13 protein-coding genes and 1 tRNA gene are annotated in these 15,919 nt (G+C 64.4%); 9 read left to right on the forward strand and 5 right to left on the reverse strand.

Annotated elements, in window-relative coordinates; translation table 11 throughout:
- Window positions 1–3 precede the first annotated feature (3 nt).
- Window positions 4–1,848: an ABC-F family ATP-binding cassette domain-containing protein gene (locus ABEA06_RS06760; RefSeq protein ID WP_345310996.1), complete on the reverse strand. Its 1,845-nt coding sequence runs from the start codon at window positions 1,846–1,848 to the stop codon at window positions 4–6.
- Between the two features lie 67 nt (window positions 1,849–1,915).
- Between ABEA06_RS06760 and ABEA06_RS06765 the strand changes: the two genes are divergently transcribed.
- From ABEA06_RS06765 to ABEA06_RS06780, 4 genes are all read left to right on the forward strand, one after another.
- The gene (locus ABEA06_RS06765) at window positions 1,916–2,644 is read left to right on the forward strand and encodes a hypothetical protein (protein WP_345310997.1); all 729 of its coding nucleotides are present in this window, start codon (window positions 1,916–1,918) and stop codon (window positions 2,642–2,644) included.
- 81 nt (window positions 2,645–2,725) lie between these two features.
- Window positions 2,726–2,797 (forward strand) — tRNA-Gln (locus ABEA06_RS06770).
- A 65-nt stretch (window positions 2,798–2,862) separates the two neighbouring features.
- Window positions 2,863–4,338 carry a bifunctional UDP-N-acetylglucosamine diphosphorylase/glucosamine-1-phosphate N-acetyltransferase GlmU gene (glmU, locus tag ABEA06_RS06775; protein ID WP_425559504.1) on the forward strand — a complete coding sequence of 492 codons (1,476 nt, stop codon included), beginning with the start codon at window positions 2,863–2,865 and terminating at the stop codon, window positions 4,336–4,338.
- An 86-nt stretch (window positions 4,339–4,424) separates the two neighbouring features.
- A complete protein-coding gene (locus ABEA06_RS06780; protein WP_345310998.1) occupies window positions 4,425–5,405 on the forward strand; it encodes a ribose-phosphate diphosphokinase in 981 nt (326 codons plus the stop codon).
- A gap of 98 nt (window positions 5,406–5,503) precedes the next feature.
- Here ABEA06_RS06780 and ABEA06_RS06785 read toward each other — a convergent pair whose 3' ends face one another.
- Both ABEA06_RS06785 and ABEA06_RS06790 read right to left on the reverse strand, forming a co-directional pair.
- Complete coding sequence (locus ABEA06_RS06785; RefSeq protein ID WP_345310999.1) at window positions 5,504–7,177, reverse strand: GH25 family lysozyme; 1,674 nt, start codon at window positions 7,175–7,177, stop codon at window positions 5,504–5,506.
- Between the two features lie 249 nt (window positions 7,178–7,426).
- Window positions 7,427–8,905, reverse strand: coding sequence for a sugar transferase (locus ABEA06_RS06790; protein ID WP_345311000.1), 1,479 nt, complete (start codon window positions 8,903–8,905; stop codon window positions 7,427–7,429).
- A 440-nt stretch (window positions 8,906–9,345) separates the two neighbouring features.
- Here ABEA06_RS06790 and ABEA06_RS06795 point away from each other — a divergent pair, with 440 nt between their 5' ends.
- The 4 genes from ABEA06_RS06795 to sufU all read left to right on the forward strand — a co-directional run bounded on the left by ABEA06_RS06795 (window position 9,346) and on the right by sufU (window position 12,693).
- Window positions 9,346–9,975, forward strand: coding sequence for a 50S ribosomal protein L25/general stress protein Ctc (locus ABEA06_RS06795; RefSeq protein WP_345311001.1), 630 nt, complete (start codon window positions 9,346–9,348; stop codon window positions 9,973–9,975).
- 194 nt (window positions 9,976–10,169) lie between these two features.
- The gene (gene pth, locus ABEA06_RS06800) at window positions 10,170–10,754 is read left to right on the forward strand and encodes an aminoacyl-tRNA hydrolase (RefSeq protein ID WP_345311002.1); all 585 of its coding nucleotides are present in this window, start codon (window positions 10,170–10,172) and stop codon (window positions 10,752–10,754) included.
- 173 nt (window positions 10,755–10,927) lie between these two features.
- Window positions 10,928–12,223, forward strand: a complete 1,296-nt coding sequence (locus ABEA06_RS06805) for an aminotransferase class V-fold PLP-dependent enzyme (RefSeq protein WP_345311003.1) — start codon at window positions 10,928–10,930, stop codon at window positions 12,221–12,223.
- Window positions 12,220–12,693, forward strand: a complete 474-nt coding sequence (gene sufU / locus ABEA06_RS06810; protein WP_345311004.1) for a Fe-S cluster assembly sulfur transfer protein SufU — start codon at window positions 12,220–12,222, stop codon at window positions 12,691–12,693. Before ABEA06_RS06805 ends, sufU begins: the two co-directional genes overlap by 4 nt.
- On the opposite strand, the gene nhaA is transcribed toward sufU, so the two are convergent.
- Window positions 12,690–13,970: a Na+/H+ antiporter NhaA gene (nhaA, locus tag ABEA06_RS06815; RefSeq protein ID WP_345311005.1), complete on the reverse strand. Its 1,281-nt coding sequence runs from the start codon at window positions 13,968–13,970 to the stop codon at window positions 12,690–12,692. The genes sufU and nhaA overlap by 4 nt on opposite strands.
- 121 nt (window positions 13,971–14,091) lie before the next feature.
- Window positions 14,092–14,589 (reverse strand): DUF2505 domain-containing protein, encoded by a 498-nt coding sequence (locus ABEA06_RS06820; protein ID WP_303382608.1) that lies wholly within the window; start codon window positions 14,587–14,589, stop codon window positions 14,092–14,094.
- Between the two features lie 281 nt (window positions 14,590–14,870).
- Here ABEA06_RS06820 and ABEA06_RS06825 point away from each other — a divergent pair, with 281 nt between their 5' ends.
- The gene (locus tag ABEA06_RS06825; protein ID WP_345311006.1) at window positions 14,871–15,899 is read left to right on the forward strand and encodes a glycosyltransferase family 2 protein; all 1,029 of its coding nucleotides are present in this window, start codon (window positions 14,871–14,873) and stop codon (window positions 15,897–15,899) included.
- Window positions 15,900–15,919 lie beyond the last annotated feature (20 nt).

Below are 15,919 nucleotides of genomic sequence, written 5' to 3' on the forward strand. Positions count from 1 at the left end.
GGCCTACTCGAGCGCCTCGCCCAACTCCAGCCACCGCATCTCCAGCTCGTCCATCTGTTCCTGAAGCTCGGACTTCTGCGCGGACAGCTTGCCCAGCCCCTCGAAATCGGAGGGGTCTGCGGCGGCCATGGTCTCGTCCAGGGCCTCGGCTTCCTTGTTGAGCTTCTGCAGCTTGCGTTCGACGGCGCCCAGCTCCTTTTGCGCGGCGCGCGCCTCGGAGCCGGAGAGCTTGGGCTCGGAAGGTGAGCCTGCGGCGGCGTCGGCCCCGGAACCCGAAGAGGAAGCCGCCATCGGGTTGGAGGCACCGGCCGAACCCGCGGCCGAGCCGGAATCGGAGGAGGCCGAGAGCTTCAGGTATTCCTCGACCCCGCCGGGCAGGTGGCGGAACTGGCCGTTGATCACCGCGTACTGCTGGTCGGTCACACGCTCCAGCAGGTACCGGTCATGGGAGACGACCAGGAGCGTGCCGGGCCAGGTGTCCAAGAGGTCCTCCATGGCGGCGAGCATGTCCGTGTCCAGGTCGTTGGAGGGCTCGTCGAGGATCAGCACGTTGGGCTCGTCCAGCAGGATCATCAGCAACTGCAGGCGGCGTTTCTGCCCACCGGACAAATCCTTGACCGGGGTCTTGAGCTGCGCGGAGGTGAATCCGAGTCGCTCGAGAAGCTGGGTGGGGCTCATTTCCTTGCCCTCGGTCACGTAGCTGGTCTTCTTGCTGGCGACCACGTCCGAGACGCGGTCGTTGGCGACGTCGTCGAGTTCCGCCAGCTGCTGCGTGAGCGTGGAGATCTTCACGGTCTTGCCGCGCTTGACCCGCCCGGTGGTGGGGGAGACCGCGCCCGTGACCAGTCCCAACAGCGTGGACTTGCCCGCGCCGTTGACCCCCAGGATGCCGGTGCGCTCGCCGGGGGCGATCAGCCACGTGACGTCGTTGAGCACGGTGGTTTCGCCGTTCGCGCCGTCGAAGGAGACCGAGACGTTCTCGATGTCCACCACGTCCTTGCCCAAGCGGGACACGGCCATGCGGGAGAGCGAGACCGAATCGCGGGGCGGGGGAACATCGGAAATCAATTGGTTGGCGGCGTCGATGCGGAACTTGGGCTTGGAGGTGCGAGCGGGTGCGCCGCGGCGCAACCACGCGAGTTCCTTGCGCATCAGGTTTTGCCGCTTCTGCTCGACCACGGCGTTCTGCCGGTCGCGCTCCACGCGCTGCAGCACGTAGGCCGCGTAGCCGCCCTCGAAGGGCTCGACCATGCGGTCGTGGACCTCCCACGTGTCGGTGCACACGGCGTCCAGGAACCAGCGGTCGTGAGTGACGACCGCCAGCGCACCAGAGTTCTTCGACCAGCGGTTGTTCAAGTGCTTGGCCAGCCACGTGATGCCGTCCACGTCCAGGTGGTTGGTGGGCTCGTCCAGGAAGATCACGTCCCAGTCCTGGGCCAGCAGGCTTGCCAGGGCCACGCGGCGTCGTTGTCCGCCGGAGAGCTCGCTGATGTCGGTGTCCCAGTCCACGTCCGAGACCAGGCCCGAAATCACGTCGCGCACCTTGGCGTCCGAGGCCCAGACATGGTCGGGAACATCGCCGACGACGGCGTGCCCCACCGTCTGATTCGGGTTCAGCGTGTCCGCCTGGTCCAGCATGCCCACGGTGGTTCCCGAGCGCACGGTGACCCGTCCGCCGTCGGGATCGATGCGGCCGGCGAGCAGGCGCATCAGCGTTGATTTACCGTCGCCGTTGCGCCCGACAATGCCAATCCGGTCACCCTGATCGATGCCTATGGAGACCGCGTCGAAAACGGTCTTGGTCGGATACTCGAGGTGCAGATTCTCTCCGCCAATCAGATGTGCCACGCAGGCCAGGATACAAGCGTCAGGGTTATCCGGGAGAAGTGCCAGATTGGCGTGGGAGACTTGACCCATGCAAGAGACTTACGTGGCCGGGACGGTTTTGGATATTCCCCAGGACTTAGCGAGCGCCGTCGAACACGTTCGCGAGCACCCGGGGCCCGTGGAAATCACGCTGGGCGCGGACCGTCCAGTGGGTCTCCACATGGGAAGTATGGTGCGTCGCCAGGCAGGCGATCAGTTGCGCAAGGCCGGCGCCGATCCGCTGATCCTGCGCGCACCGGTGTCCGTGGACGAGGACATGCCTGACGAGGGCGTGATCGCCGAGGCCGACGCCGCTCTGGTCCTGGCCCACGGCGTGGGCGCCCAGGCGCTCGTGCTCGCGTTGGGCGGCGTCACCCACCGCGGTCGACAGCGGCAACGGCTGTACTCCATGGTGGCCGCGCTCGCAGAAGCAGCTTCGGCTCAGGACGTGCAGCTGCTCATGCAGAACCACACCACCGTGGACGAGGTGGTCATGCTCCTGGTACTCCTGGACCGAGAATTCGATCAGGACACCCTGGACGTCACCGAACCCGAGGTCACCTCACTCGCTTGGGACGTGTCCCGCTCTCGAGGCGCAGGCCAGTCCGACGCGGATGCGTGGGAATTCGTGCAGCGTGCAGCCAAACGCGCTCCCGTGCTCGTGCGCGGACTGGAGCCGGGGGAGACCCGCCACCTCGCCCAGGCGTTACCGGGTTTCGAGGAGGCCATGGCCAACGGCCGCGTGGTCACGGTGGAACACTGCTCGGGATCGCACTGACCGAAGTTCGGGAAATGTTATGGTAATTTTCCGTGCATCCCGTGTGGTGCACGGTTGTGTTGTCACGACAGTGACGACCTTTCCGCCATGGTGTAATTGGCAGCACACCGGCCTTTGGAGCCGTGAGTCTAGGTTCGAGTCCTAGTGGCGGAACGCACGAACCACCCAGGTGCAGATGGGTACCCCCACCTGACGAGCAACCACGAGGAGTTAGCTCAGTGAGCATCGTCGATACCGCTGCCGATCAGAGCGCCGCGACCGGCGGGTCCAACCCCGCAGCAATCATCGTCCTGGCCGCAGGCAAGGGCACCCGCATGAAGTCCAAGACCCCCAAGATCTTGCATGAGATCGGGGGTCGTTCCATGGTGGGGCACGCCCTCAAGGTCGCCCGGGAACTGAACCCGGAGCAGCTCGTGGCGGTCATTCGTCACCAGCGTGATCTCGTGGAAGCGCACATCAATGAGCTGGATTCCGGCGTGTTGATTGCGGACCAGTCGGACGTTCCCGGCACCGGCAGTGCAGTGGATGCGGGTCTGGACGTTCTGGACCGTGAAGCTCCGGTGTCCGGCACCGTGGTCGTGACCTACGGCGACGTTCCGCTGCTCACCGCGCAGACCCTGCAGGACTTCGTGACCTACCACCGCGACCACGGCAACGCCGTGACGGTGCTGACCGCGGATCACCCCACTCCGGGCAAGTACGGCCGCATCCTGCGGGACGAGAACGGTCAGCTCGCCGAGATCAAGGAATTCAAGGACGCCACCGAGGAAGAACGCGCGGTCGTGGAGGTCAACTCCGGCATCTTCGCCTTCGACGCCGCCGTGTTGCGCGATTCCCTGGCCCAGGTGGATACCAACAACGCTCAGGCCGAGAAGTACCTCACGGATGTTCCCAAGCTCGCTCGGGCCGCGGGCCACCGGGTGGACGCCTTGAAGATGACGGACTACATGGAGCTCGAGGGCGCTAATGATCGCGAGCAGCTCTCCGAACTGGGCGGCTACCTGAACCAGCGCACCCTCAAGATGCACATGGCCAATGGCGTGACCGTGGTGGATCCGCGCACCACGTGGATCGATGACACGGTGGAGATCGAGCAGGACGTCACCATCCTGCCCGGCACCCAACTGCACGGTGCCACGCGAATCGCCGAGGACGCCGTCGTCGGCCCGGACACCTCCCTCACCAACGTGACCGTGGGCAACGGCGCAACCGTGATCCGCACCCACGGCAGCGACGCCGAATTGGGTGCGGGCGCGTCCGTGGGTCCGTTCGCGTATCTGCGTCCGGGCACCGTGCTGGGCGCCAAGGGCAAGATCGGCACCTTCGTGGAGACCAAGAACTCGACCATTGGCGAAGGCTCCAAGATCCCGCACCTGTCCTACGTGGGCGACGCGACGATCGGCGAGCACTCGAACATCGGTGCGGCCTCCGTGTTCGTTAATTACGACGGCGTCAACAAGCACCGCACCGTGGTGGGCAACCACGTGCGCATGGGCTCGGACAACATGTACGTTGCGCCCGTGACCATTGGCGACGGCGCCTACTCCGGTGCCGGCACCACCGTCCGCAAGGACGTGCCCGCCGGCGCACTGGCCCTCACCGAGGGGAATCAAGTCATCGTGGAAGGATGGGTGCAGAAGCACCGTCCCGGAACCGATGCCGCTAAGGCTGCGGAAGCGTCCAACGGCTCCTAAAACTCTGACCGCGCATCCCAGGCCTGAACCGGGCACGAGACACGCGACCAGCGCTCCATCAAGCATTTCGAGGAAAGCGAGTTCACATGACCGGAATTACGAATGCGGGGTCGAACCGCATGGTTCTGCTCTCGGGTCGTGCACATCCGCAGCTGGCGCAGGACATCGCGCGCGAACTGGGCACCGAACTGGTCCCCACCGACGCGTACGACTTTGCCAACGGTGAGACCTACGTGCGATTCGGTGAGTCGGTGCGTGGCGCGGATGCGTTCCTCATCCAGTCCCACCCGGCACCCATCAACCAGTGGGTGATGGAACAGCTGATCATGATCGACTCGCTCAAGCGCGCATCGGCCAAGTCCATCACCGTGGTCAGCCCGTTCTACCCGTACGCCCGCCAGGACAAGAAACACCGCGGTCGTGAGCCCATTTCCGCTCGTCTGATTTCTGATCTGTACAAGACCGCCGGCGCTGACCGTCTGATGTCCGTGGACCTGCACACCGCGCAGATCCAGGGCTTCTTCGACGGTCCTGTGGACCACCTCATGGCCATCCCGCTGCTGAGCGACTACGTGCGCTCCGTGGTGGACGAGTCCAACGTGACCGTGGTGTCCCCGGACACCGGCCGGGTGCGCGTGGCCGAGCAGTGGGCCGAGCGTCTGGGCGGTGCACCGTTGGCGTTCGTGCACAAGACACGCGACATCAGCGTTCCCAACCAGGCCGAGTCCAAGCAGGTCGTGGGTGACATCGAGGGCCGCACCTGCGTGCTCATCGACGACATGATCGACACCGGTGGAACCATCACCGGCGCTGTCCGCGTGCTGCGGGACAACGGCGCCAAGGATGTCATCATTGCCGCCACTCATGCGGTGTTCTCGGACCCCGCGGTGGAGCGCCTGGCCAACTGTGGTGCCATGAAGGTTGTCGTCACCGACACCCTGCCGGTTCCGAAGGAGCACCAGTTCGAGAACCTCGAGGTCATCTCGATCGCACCGTTGATCGCGCGTGCCATCCAGGAAGTCTTCGAGGACGGCTCGGTGACCAGCCTGTTCAACGGCCGGTCCTGACCCGCATGATCCGCGTCCGGTTCCCCTGAACCGTGACATGAAAAAGCCACCCGCCGGAATCCGGCGGGTGGCTTTTTCATGTCTGGCGGGTGGAACCCTTAGCGGGTGACCCACACGTGGTTGGTCGCGGAGGACCAGCGCACGGTGTAGCCCTTGGAGAAGCGCTGGTGCACTTGGTTGCCCACGCGGTACTCGTCGGTCACGGGGAACCCGTAGCCGCGCTCATGACCGCGCTTGCTCCAGAACTTACCGATGGCCCCATACTCCTTGATGGTGTTGGAACCGGTGGACGGTGTCCACATGACCTTGTGGGTGCGGCCGGTGGCCGTGGTGAAGCTCTGGTAGGCACCGCCGGAGATGGAGCGCTCTTCCGTGGACGGGAAGCCCAGTCCGCGCTCGCGACCGGTCTGCACGAACTTGTTGCCGATGCTCGAGGTGTTGCGCACCATGTGGGCACCGGTACGCGGGTGCCAGTACGCGGTGGCCTTCACGCCGTTGCGCACGAACTCCTGGTAGCGACCACCCGAAGCGGCAGCGCGCTCCGGGGTCACGGCCTGGCCCCACTTGGCGGCACCGCCGGTGGCGCGGTAAATGGAACCGATACCGCCGCTCACCGAGTAAGACTGGTTCACCGCATTGGTGCTCGGCGCGCGACCGCCCAGCGGCTTGTAGTTGCGAGAGCTGGCCATGGACTGCAACTGGGCCCAGGATCCGCGGTACTGGTTGGAGTCACCGGAGAAGGGGCCCGAGGCCGAGAACTGCCAAATGTCGTACGTGGACCAACCGTTGGGCATGGCCCCGGCACCGGTGGTGTTGTACGCGGCGATGTGCAGCGGGTGGGTGTTGAACTGCGCGGTGTTACCCGTGCAGGTGCGCCACCAGTCGGTGGTCGTGTAGATCGCGGGCAGGCGGCCGGTGCGCTGCTTGTAGCGGTCCGAGAAAGACTTGATCCACGAGTTCATTTGCGGCTGGGACATGTTGTAGCAGGTGTTGCCCAAGCTCGAATAGGGGTTGTACTCGATGTCCAGCAGGCCGGGAAGGGTCTTGCCGTCCGCGGACCAGCCGCCGCCGTTGTTCACGAAGTAGTCGGCCTGGGCGGCGCCGGAGGACACACTGGGCAGGGCGAAATGGTAGGCACCGCGGATCATGCCCACGGTGTACGAACCGCGGTACTGGGAGGCGAATGAGGGGGACGTGTAGCCGGTTCCCTCCGTGGCTTTCACGTAGGCGAAACGCGCTCCCTTGGAGTACTCGGCGCTCCAGTTCACGGTGGGCTGCCAACCCGAGACATCCATACCGGCAATGCCCGCCGGGCGCCACGTGTTGGCCTGGATCATGAGCGACATGGATCCGGCGGGGCCCACGTGTTGCGTGCTGGAGGGATCTGCCTGCGGGGACGCGGTGGTCTTCGGGGTCACCGCACCCAGGGAGGCCGAGGCCGCCGGGGCGGGTTGCATGTCCAGTTCCTTCTCGACCTGTGCCAGCTCGGCCTCGGACTCGGCGGACAGATTCGTGGTTTCGTCCATGGACTTCATGCGCTGACCCATGGTGGCGCCGGGGTTCTTGTCGCCGGTCTTGGGAGGTGCGCTGGGCAACTGGGGATCCTCGACCACGGTGTCGAGTTCTTCGGTTTCCACCGAAACGACGTTGCCGCGATCGGGGTCGAGATTTTCCTTGGGTGTTTCAGCGGCGACCGCCGGGACGAATGAGGTGAATGCCAGGACGGCTGCCGTGACGGCAGCGGGCAGGGTGATTTTGCGAGGGGGGATCACACGTATGACCTAACTAAGGGGGGAGAGATGCGCGGGGGGTGCGCAATTCACGGGGGGCATTAGGATTCTAAACAATTTTCACGGATTTCACAGGATCAAATCTCCGCGTCAATCACGGAACGATTTCGACAGCGCAAATTTTTCGTATCGCACATCGTTGGTACCCGTGGGCAGGACTGACATTGCCCTCCACCGCGTTATCGCGATGAAGGGCAATTCCCGAGCTGGTGGTGACCCGTACGGGCAGGGTCAGTAGGCGCCGTCCGAGGCGAAAACCGCCTTGAAGGTGCGCAATAAAATAATCATGTCTTGTACCGGGGACCAGTTCTCCACGTAGTAGAGGTCCAACCGCACCGACTGCTCCCAGTCCAGGTCGGAGCGTCCGGAGACCTGCCAGAGACCCGTGATGCCCGGACGGACACGCAAGCGGCGGTACACGTGTTTTTCGTACTGTTCCACCTCGGACGCCAGGGGTGGGCGGGGGCCGACCAGTGACATGGAACCGCCCAGGACGTTCAAGAACTGCGGGAGTTCGTCCAAGCTGTAGCGGCGCATCCATGTGCCGGGGCGAGTGACGCGAGGATCGTCCTTCATCTTGAAGAGCACGCCGCCTTCCGATTCATTGGCGGCCAGCAGTGCCTCCTTGCGTTCCTCGGCATCCGTGTACATGGAGCGGAACTTGAGCATCTTGAAGCGGGTGCCGTCAATACCCACGCGCTCCTGCGCGAAGAAGGCGGGGCCTCCGTCGTGCAGTTTGACGATCGCGCCCAGAACCAGCAGTACCGGAGAGAGCAGGATCAGCGCGCAGGAGGCACCGGCGATGTCGATGCCACGTTTGATCATTTTCTTGGAGCGGGTGAAGCGCGGGGTCGCCACGTGGATGAGGGGCAGCCCGGCCAACTGCTGGGTGTGAATGCGCGGTCCGGCGATGTCGGTGAGCCCGGTGTTCATGACCAGACGAATGTGCTCATCGGCAAGGGCCCAACCCAGGTGACGGATCTCGCGCGTACTCAACGGAACGGAGGCGGTCATGACCAGGGTTTCAATGCGGTTCTCGCAGCACGCGTGCACGATGCCGGCCACGCTGGGGCAGACTCCTGGATCCAACGTATTGACCGGCAGTTCCACGTGCGCGAGTTCCTCGGGCATCTCGCGCCGTGACGGCGGCATGTAGACGGCCACCGGTTTCAAGCCCGCGTGCGGACGCCGTTGCAATTCACCGACCATCTCCACCGCGCCGGGGAAGCGGCCGATAACCAAGGTGCGGGACATGGCGTGACCCCTGGAACGCCGTTGCATCAAACTGTGCCGGGCCAGTAACCTGCCGCTGATCAGCGTGAGAAGACCGAGCGGGAGAGCGATGAGCACGTAGCCGCGGGCCGTGGGAATGTCCAAGGCGTAGGACACGATGGCAATGGTCCCGAAAAGAACCAGTGTGGAGGTGACCACCTGTTTGGTCTCCTCAACACCGTTACCGATCAGTCGAATCCCTCGCGTGCCGCGCAACTCCAACCACGTCCACCACGCGAATCCGAGAATGACACCGACCAGCCAGTACGGAACGGGAATCAACCCGAGTGCGAGAAACCCGTCCCCCGAGCCGAAACGAATCAATTGGCTCAGCGCCAACGCGACGGCCAAACCCAAGGCATCGGATATTCGAAGAGTCTGCTGGTATCTCTCACGCCACAACGTTTGCGTGTGGCGCACCATTGGCTCCTTGAACATGATCGTTGCTCCCTCCCCCTGAAAACGATCGACGGGAGTGCGTGATGACCGCACGGCGTCGGCGTGGCCGTGATGTGAGGCGGCCACACTGTGGAATCTCCCCCGAGATTCACATTCTCCACACTAGCGCGAAATGCGCCCAGAAACCTTCTGTTTAGGACCAATGGGTGCACAACGGGGGACGAACTGGAATCCGGCCACGGGCATGGCACTACGTGCTATTCTGTGGAGGTTGCCAAGGCGAGGGGGCGGCATATTTTGCTGCCCCGTTATCGACGACGGCTGGTGGGATCGTGAACTCCCCGGTTCTTTCGGGAACGGGAGACCATGCGGTGCCGCACCACGTCGGTTTGCTGACCGGTTCGACGAATGGTGCGCGCGCCTTTCGGGCGGTCAGTGTGGTGACGAAACCGATACCCCACAATTGAAGGAGTTCCACCATGGTGGATATCATCAACATCCCCGGCACCCTGCGGACCGAATTCGGTAAGGGATATGCCCGCCGCGTGCGTCAGAACAGCCAGATCCCCGCAGTGATTTACGGCCACGGCGCCGAGCCCCTGCACGTGATCCTGCCGGGCCACGACATGATGCTGGCCTCCCGTAACCCCAACGCCGTTCTGGAGATCAACGTTGACGGCGAGGGTCACTTGGCCATGATCAAGGAAGTTCAGCGTCACGCCGTCCGCCCCGAAATCCTGCACATCGACCTGCTGACCGTTCGTCGCGGCGAGCGCGTGGAGGTTGAGATCCCCGTGCATGTCGAGGGTGAGGTCGCCCCCACCGCTGTGCACAACGTGGAAGAAAACGTTCTGGTGATCGAGGCCGACGCACTCAAGGTGCCCCAGTCCGTTGTGGTCGACATCGAGGGCCTCGAGCCCGGAGAGCACGTCTACGCCAAGGACATCACGCTGCCCGGCGGCGTGACCCTGATCTCTGAAGAGGACCTGCTCGTGATCAACGTGTCCGAGCCCGTCCAGCAGGATCTGGGCGAGGAGCCCGAGGAAGGCGACGAGACCGCCGAGGGTGCGGAAGCCGCCGAGGAGGCTTCCACCGAGGACGCAGAGTAAGTACTTCCCTCGCGCCGCGGGCTTGCTGGGCGGCGAGGCAAAGTATGTGAACGCGGCGGTAGGTACCCACGGGTGCCTACCGCCGTATTTTCGTGAGCGAGGCTTCCGGGAGCGTACCGTCAAGACGACGCACTCCGTGTCACGACAGATGAGCGCAGCGCAGGGGTGCTGCACCGAACCGAAGGAGGCCTGACGTGGCTGATCGCACGTTGGTGGTGGGGTTGGGCAACCCCGGTGACCGTTATGCGGGGACACGACACAACGCGGGTGCCATGGTGTTGGCCGAACTGGCGCACCGCGCGGGGGCCATGTTGTCCGCCCACAAGGCCCGTGCGGCGGTGGCGGAAACCCGGATGAGCCCTGGCGCTCCCCGGCTGGTCCTGGCCCAGCCCATGAGTTACATGAACACTTCCGGTGGGCCGGTGTCCGCACTGCTCAAGTACTACGATCTGGGCCTCGAGAACCTGGTGGTCGTCCACGACGAGATCGACCTCCCGTTCGGCGTGATCAAGCTCAAACGCGGCGGGGGAGAGGGCGGCCATAACGGGCTGCGCGACATCACCAAAGCACTGGGCACCAAGGACTACATCCGGGTTCGCGTGGGCGTGGGTCGGCCCCCGGGTCGCATGGATACCGCTGATTATGTGCTCAAGCGATTTTCCGGAGCCGAAGCCAAGGAACTGCCGCTGGTGATCGGCGATGCCGCAGACGCCGTGGAAATGCTGAGCGCTAAGGGGCTGACCGACACCCAACAGTACTTCCACGCCAAGTTGTCCTGACAGCTGACCGGGTCCTCCGTCCAGCACACACCGGCCGGTGACGCCGCCGACCCGGTCCGTAGCGGCCGCGGGCTCAACACTGCGTAACCACCATTCGTCACCGTGCTCGCACCGGACTACGGTAGAGACGGCCGCAGCGTTCGTCAATGAGCGAGAGCTCGTAAGTAGGAGTCATGACCACAACCCCCCTGGACAACGAGCAGGTCCTGCAGCTGAAGCAGGATTTCCCGCTGCTCACCGAATCGCAGGTGGCGGGTCATCCTCTGGTCTACCTCGACACCGGTGCCACCTCCCAGGTGCCCCTGGCGGTCGCTGACGCGGAACGTGACTTCACCCTGCACCATCGCGCAGCAGTCCACCGCGGCGCCCACACGCTGGCCGTCGAGGCCACGGATTTCTTCGAGGACGCACGGGCCACGGTCGCGCGCTTCGTGGGCGCCGACCCCTCTTCACTGGTGTGGACCTCCAACGCCACCGAGGGACTGAACCTGCTGAGCTACGCGATGTCCAACGCGGCCGCGGGTTCCAATGGTTCCGAGAACGCGGAGCGGTTCCGAGTGGGGCCCGGTGATGAGATCGTCACGACCCAGGCTGAGCACCACGCCAATTTGATCCCGTGGCAGGAACTGGCAGCCCGCACGGGTGCGAGCCTGCGCGTGGTCCCCGTGGACGAGCGCGGTCTGATCACGCCGCAGGCAGTTGCCAACACACTCTCGGAGCGCACCAAGCTCGTGGCGTTCACGCACGTGTCCAACGTGACCGGTGCAATCACGGATGTGCCGGCCATCGTGGGGGAGGCCCGGAAGGTCGGCGCACTCACGGTTCTCGATGCGTGCCAATCGGTGCCGCACATGCCCGTAGGTTTTCCTGCGCTCGACGTGGACTTCGCCGTGTTCTCCGCGCACAAGATGCTGGGCCCCACGGGTATCGGCGGGCTCTACGGTCGCCGCGAGTTGCTCAATGAGCTGCCCACGTTCCTCACCGGCGGCTCCATGATCACCAAGGTCACCACCGAGCACGCTCGATACCTGGACTCACCCGTCCGCTTCGAGGCCGGTACCCAGCGCATCAGCCAGGCCGTCGCCTGGGCGGAGGCCGTGCGCTACCTGCAGACGATCGGCATGGACCGGATCGAGGCGTGGGAGGCCGAGCTCGGCCGCCGATTGGCACGCGGCGTCACGGAGATCGACGGCGTTCGTCTCCTCGGTCCCGAACCCGGGGTGGAGCGCGTGGGCCTGGTCAGCATCGACGTGGCCGGGGTTCACGCCCATGATGTGGGTCAGCTGTTGGACGTTGCGGGAATTGCCGTGCGCGTGGGTCACCATTGCGCTCAGCCGCTCCATCGTGAATTGGGCCTCACGGCCAGCACGCGTGCAAGCACGTATGTGTACAACACCACCGACGACGTCGATCACTTCCTCGACGAGCTCTCGCGAGTTCGCGGCTACTTCCGGGCGGAGGGCGCATGAGCGCTGAACTGGACCAGCTGTACCAAAGCATTATTTTGGAGCATTCGCACAAGCGCAGTGGTGAGACGAGTCAGGACGTCTCATCGGCCGGTGAGCGCAGCGGGGTCTCGCACCAGTACAACCCCACGTGCGGTGACGAAATCACCGTGCGCGTGACCGTGACCGCAGGGGAGGCCCCCACGGTGGAGGCCGTGGAATGGAACGGCGAAGGCTGCTCGATTTCCATGGCGGCGGCGTCGGTGTTGGCGGAAACGGCGCCGGGAATGAGCCTGCCCGAGCTCGACACGATGATCGAACACTTCCGCGACATGCTGCGTTCGCGAGGCCGGGTGACTCCAGATGAAGAGATCCTGGGCGACGCCGCTGCCTTTGCGGGGGTGTCCAAGTTCGTGGCGCGCGTGAAGTGCGCGATGCTCAGCTGGGTGGCCGTCGGGGATGCCGTGAACCAGGCGGCGTCGAAGACCGTTTAGTTGTCGTAGACGTCCGGGTCCACGCCGTGGGCTCGGACCTTCTTGTACTTGGCGTTGCGGGTTAGCAGCATGGTGCCCCCAATGACGGCGGCCAACATGGAGCCGAACAGGATTCCCACCTTGGCGTGGTCGTTGTGGGGACTGCCGGTGCCGAAGCTCAGCTCGGCCACGAGCAGGGACACCGTGAAGCCGATACCGGCCACGAAGGACATGCCGAACATGTCGGTCCAGGTGTAGTCCTTGTCCTTGACCGCCGGACTGAACCGGTCCATGAGCCAGGCCGCGCCGAAAATCCCCACGGGCTTACCGATCAGCAGACCCGCCACGATACCCAGGGCCACGGGATCTGTGGCTGCGGACTTGATGCCGTCGATGCCACCCACGGCAACGCCGGCGGAGAAGAACGCGAAAATGGGGATGACCAGGCCGTTGGACAGCGGGCGGAAACGGTGCTCGAGTGCCGGGGCCAGACCCATCTCGGGGTCCTCATGACGAATGACGCGGGGTGTGGTCTTCATGACGGGCACCATGAAGCCCAGCAGCACACCGGCAATGGTGGCGTGCACGCCGGCTTCGTAGACGAACCACCACGTGGCCACTCCAAGGGGCAACAGAATCACCCAGGCGGCCCAGTGCTTGGCCATGAACCAGTTGGCGTACTTATGTGTGAGGACCCAGAAGATCACGAGCAACACGGCCGCGCCGCCCAGGAAGAGGACGCGCACGGATTCCGTGTACACGAAGGCAATGATGATGATCGCGATCAAATCGTCGACCACGGCCAGGGTCAGCAGGAAGGTGCGCATGGCGGTGGGCAGGGCCGAACCCACGACCGCCAGGACGGACACGGCGAAGGCGATGTCCGTGGCGGTGGGAATGGCCCAGCCGTGCATGGCCGTGTCCTCTGCTCCCGCCGCGATGTTGATGCCCAGGTAGATCAACGCGGGCATGATCACGCCGCCCACGGCCGCAACCACGGGCAGCATGGCCTTGCGAATGTTGCGCAGCTCGCCATTGACTAATTCGGTCTTGAGTTCCAGACCCGTGAGGAAGAAGAACACCGCCAGCAGACCATCGGCGGCCCATTCACCCACCGTGTGGTCGAATCCGGGAACTCCGATGCCCACATGTGCGTCACGCACTCCGAAGTAGAAATCGCCCAGCGGCGAGTTGGCAAAGACCAGAGCGGCGACCATGGCGATCAGCAGCAACAGGCCGCCCGTGGTGTCCTGCCGGAGGTAGGACCCCAGCTTGCTCGCGTGTGACGGATTGTTCACGGCCACATTCAATGCCAAACTCCATTCGGTCTGCCGGTATCTCGGCAATCATATCGGTTTGCGGACTAAAAACCGGGGGGCCGCGAAAGTGCCCCCCGGTGATCACGCGGTGCGTGAATGATTAGTTCTTGGCGATCCAGGACTCGGCGGCCCGGGCCTGCAGGGTCAGGGCCTTGCCGATGTAGGGCTCGGCGGCGGCGGCGATTTTCTTGCCGACCAGGGGGATGTTGGCAACCACGTCACCGGTCACTTCGACCAGCGTCTCGTCATTGGTGGACGTGAGGGTCTGAGTGGCATTGGCTCCCACGGGCAGCCCGTGTGCCTTGATCTCGGTGCGGGCGTTGCGGGAACCGTCAGCGGCCGGAGCGTCGTAGGTGTCCACCTGGTTGAGCTTGATGGCGCCCTTGACGAACTTCTGGACAACATCGGGGAGCTTGTCCGCGGACATGGTGCGCACGGTGGTCACGGTGAATGCCGTGTTGGTGTCACCGGAAACCTCGAAGGACTCCAACTTTGTACCCGCGCGGTCGCTCACGTGGCGGACGAATGCCTCGTCCACAAAGGTGTTGAGCACGGTGTCCAGCGGGGCCTTGATGGTGGTGGAGGCGTTGACAGGCATGGTTCTCCTTGAAGTCGATGTACGCGAAACGCGTTGTGGCCAGCGCAACCATCCTAGGCCCATGTTGGGTGCGAACAGCTGAGAGCAATCGCAACGGCGCTGTCCGCTCACTGCGGAGCAGGCAATTTCAATCGCCCGGTCTCCCCAATGGAACGCTGGATTTCCCGGATTCGTGGCCCGATGAGGGGACGCATCTCCGGGGGTCAACATCCGGCGTGTGTTCCTAGACTGGACGGGAGGCACGCAGGGGAGAGCGTGCCCATGAATTCAAGGGGAACCACGTGGACAACAACACGGGCACAGAACTAGAACAACCGCTCATCAGTGTGGTGATTGCGGTGTACAACGGTCAGGACGCGGTGGGGCGGGCCATCAGCAGCGTGCTGCGGCAGACCCATCCGAACATCGAGATGGTCATCGTGGATGATGGCTCCACGGACAACACGTCGCGGGTGCTGGAGGGCTATGGGGCGCTGAGCAGGCCGGGCCGCGAGATCCGGGTGTTGCGGCAGGAGAACGCGGGCTGCGCCGCCGCGCGCAACACGGCTTTGGGGGCGGTGAGGGGGGATTTCATCACCTTCGTGGATGCGGAGGACACCCTGCTACCGCACCACCTCGCTACTCTCCTGGCGCGCTACGAGGACGTGGCCACGAGTGAGAGTGGCTCCCGGACGGTGGTGTACGCCAATGCTTTCCGGTGCACCACGGGTGGGATCACCACCGGACAATTGCAGCACCGGGAGAAGATGCCGCGCCCCCGGCGGCAGCGGTCCGTGATCCTGGACTACAACTTCGGAAGTCTGCACGGCTTGTTTCCCCGGTATTTTTTCCCGGAGGTGGGGGTCTTCGACCCGGAGCAGGTCAACGTGGAGGTCTGGGAGTTGTGGCTGCGGGCCATTTATTCCGGGTGGCGTCTCGACCGCGTCAAGCAGGTCACCCGCATCATGTCGTGGACCGGCGAATCCATGCATAAGCAACGAGATGGTGTGACTGCCAGTGAAGAGCTTGCCCTGCGCAAGACCCTGCGTCGATTCGGCGACAAACTCAGCACCGAGGAACGGGCCAAAGTGCTGCGGCGACTCAACAACGGGTCTCCGCCCGCGGCGTCGGAGGCTGAGCAGGCACTGCACGAGGGTCGCGGGGAGGACGCCACGGATCACCTGAAGCGCGCCGCTGAGATGCTGCCCATGCAGCGCCGTGTGCGCGTCAAGTCCGCGATCGCGAGCCTGCCCGGCGGTTCGCGTTGGCTGGTCAACCGTCAACGCGCGGCGGATCGTAGCGTGGGGCGCGCCGAGCGCATGCATTGTTGAGCGCGGATCGTCACGCGAGG

Source organism: Kocuria gwangalliensis (assembly GCF_039544365.1).
GTDB classification, from domain to species: domain Bacteria; phylum Actinomycetota; class Actinomycetes; order Actinomycetales; family Micrococcaceae; genus Kocuria; species Kocuria gwangalliensis.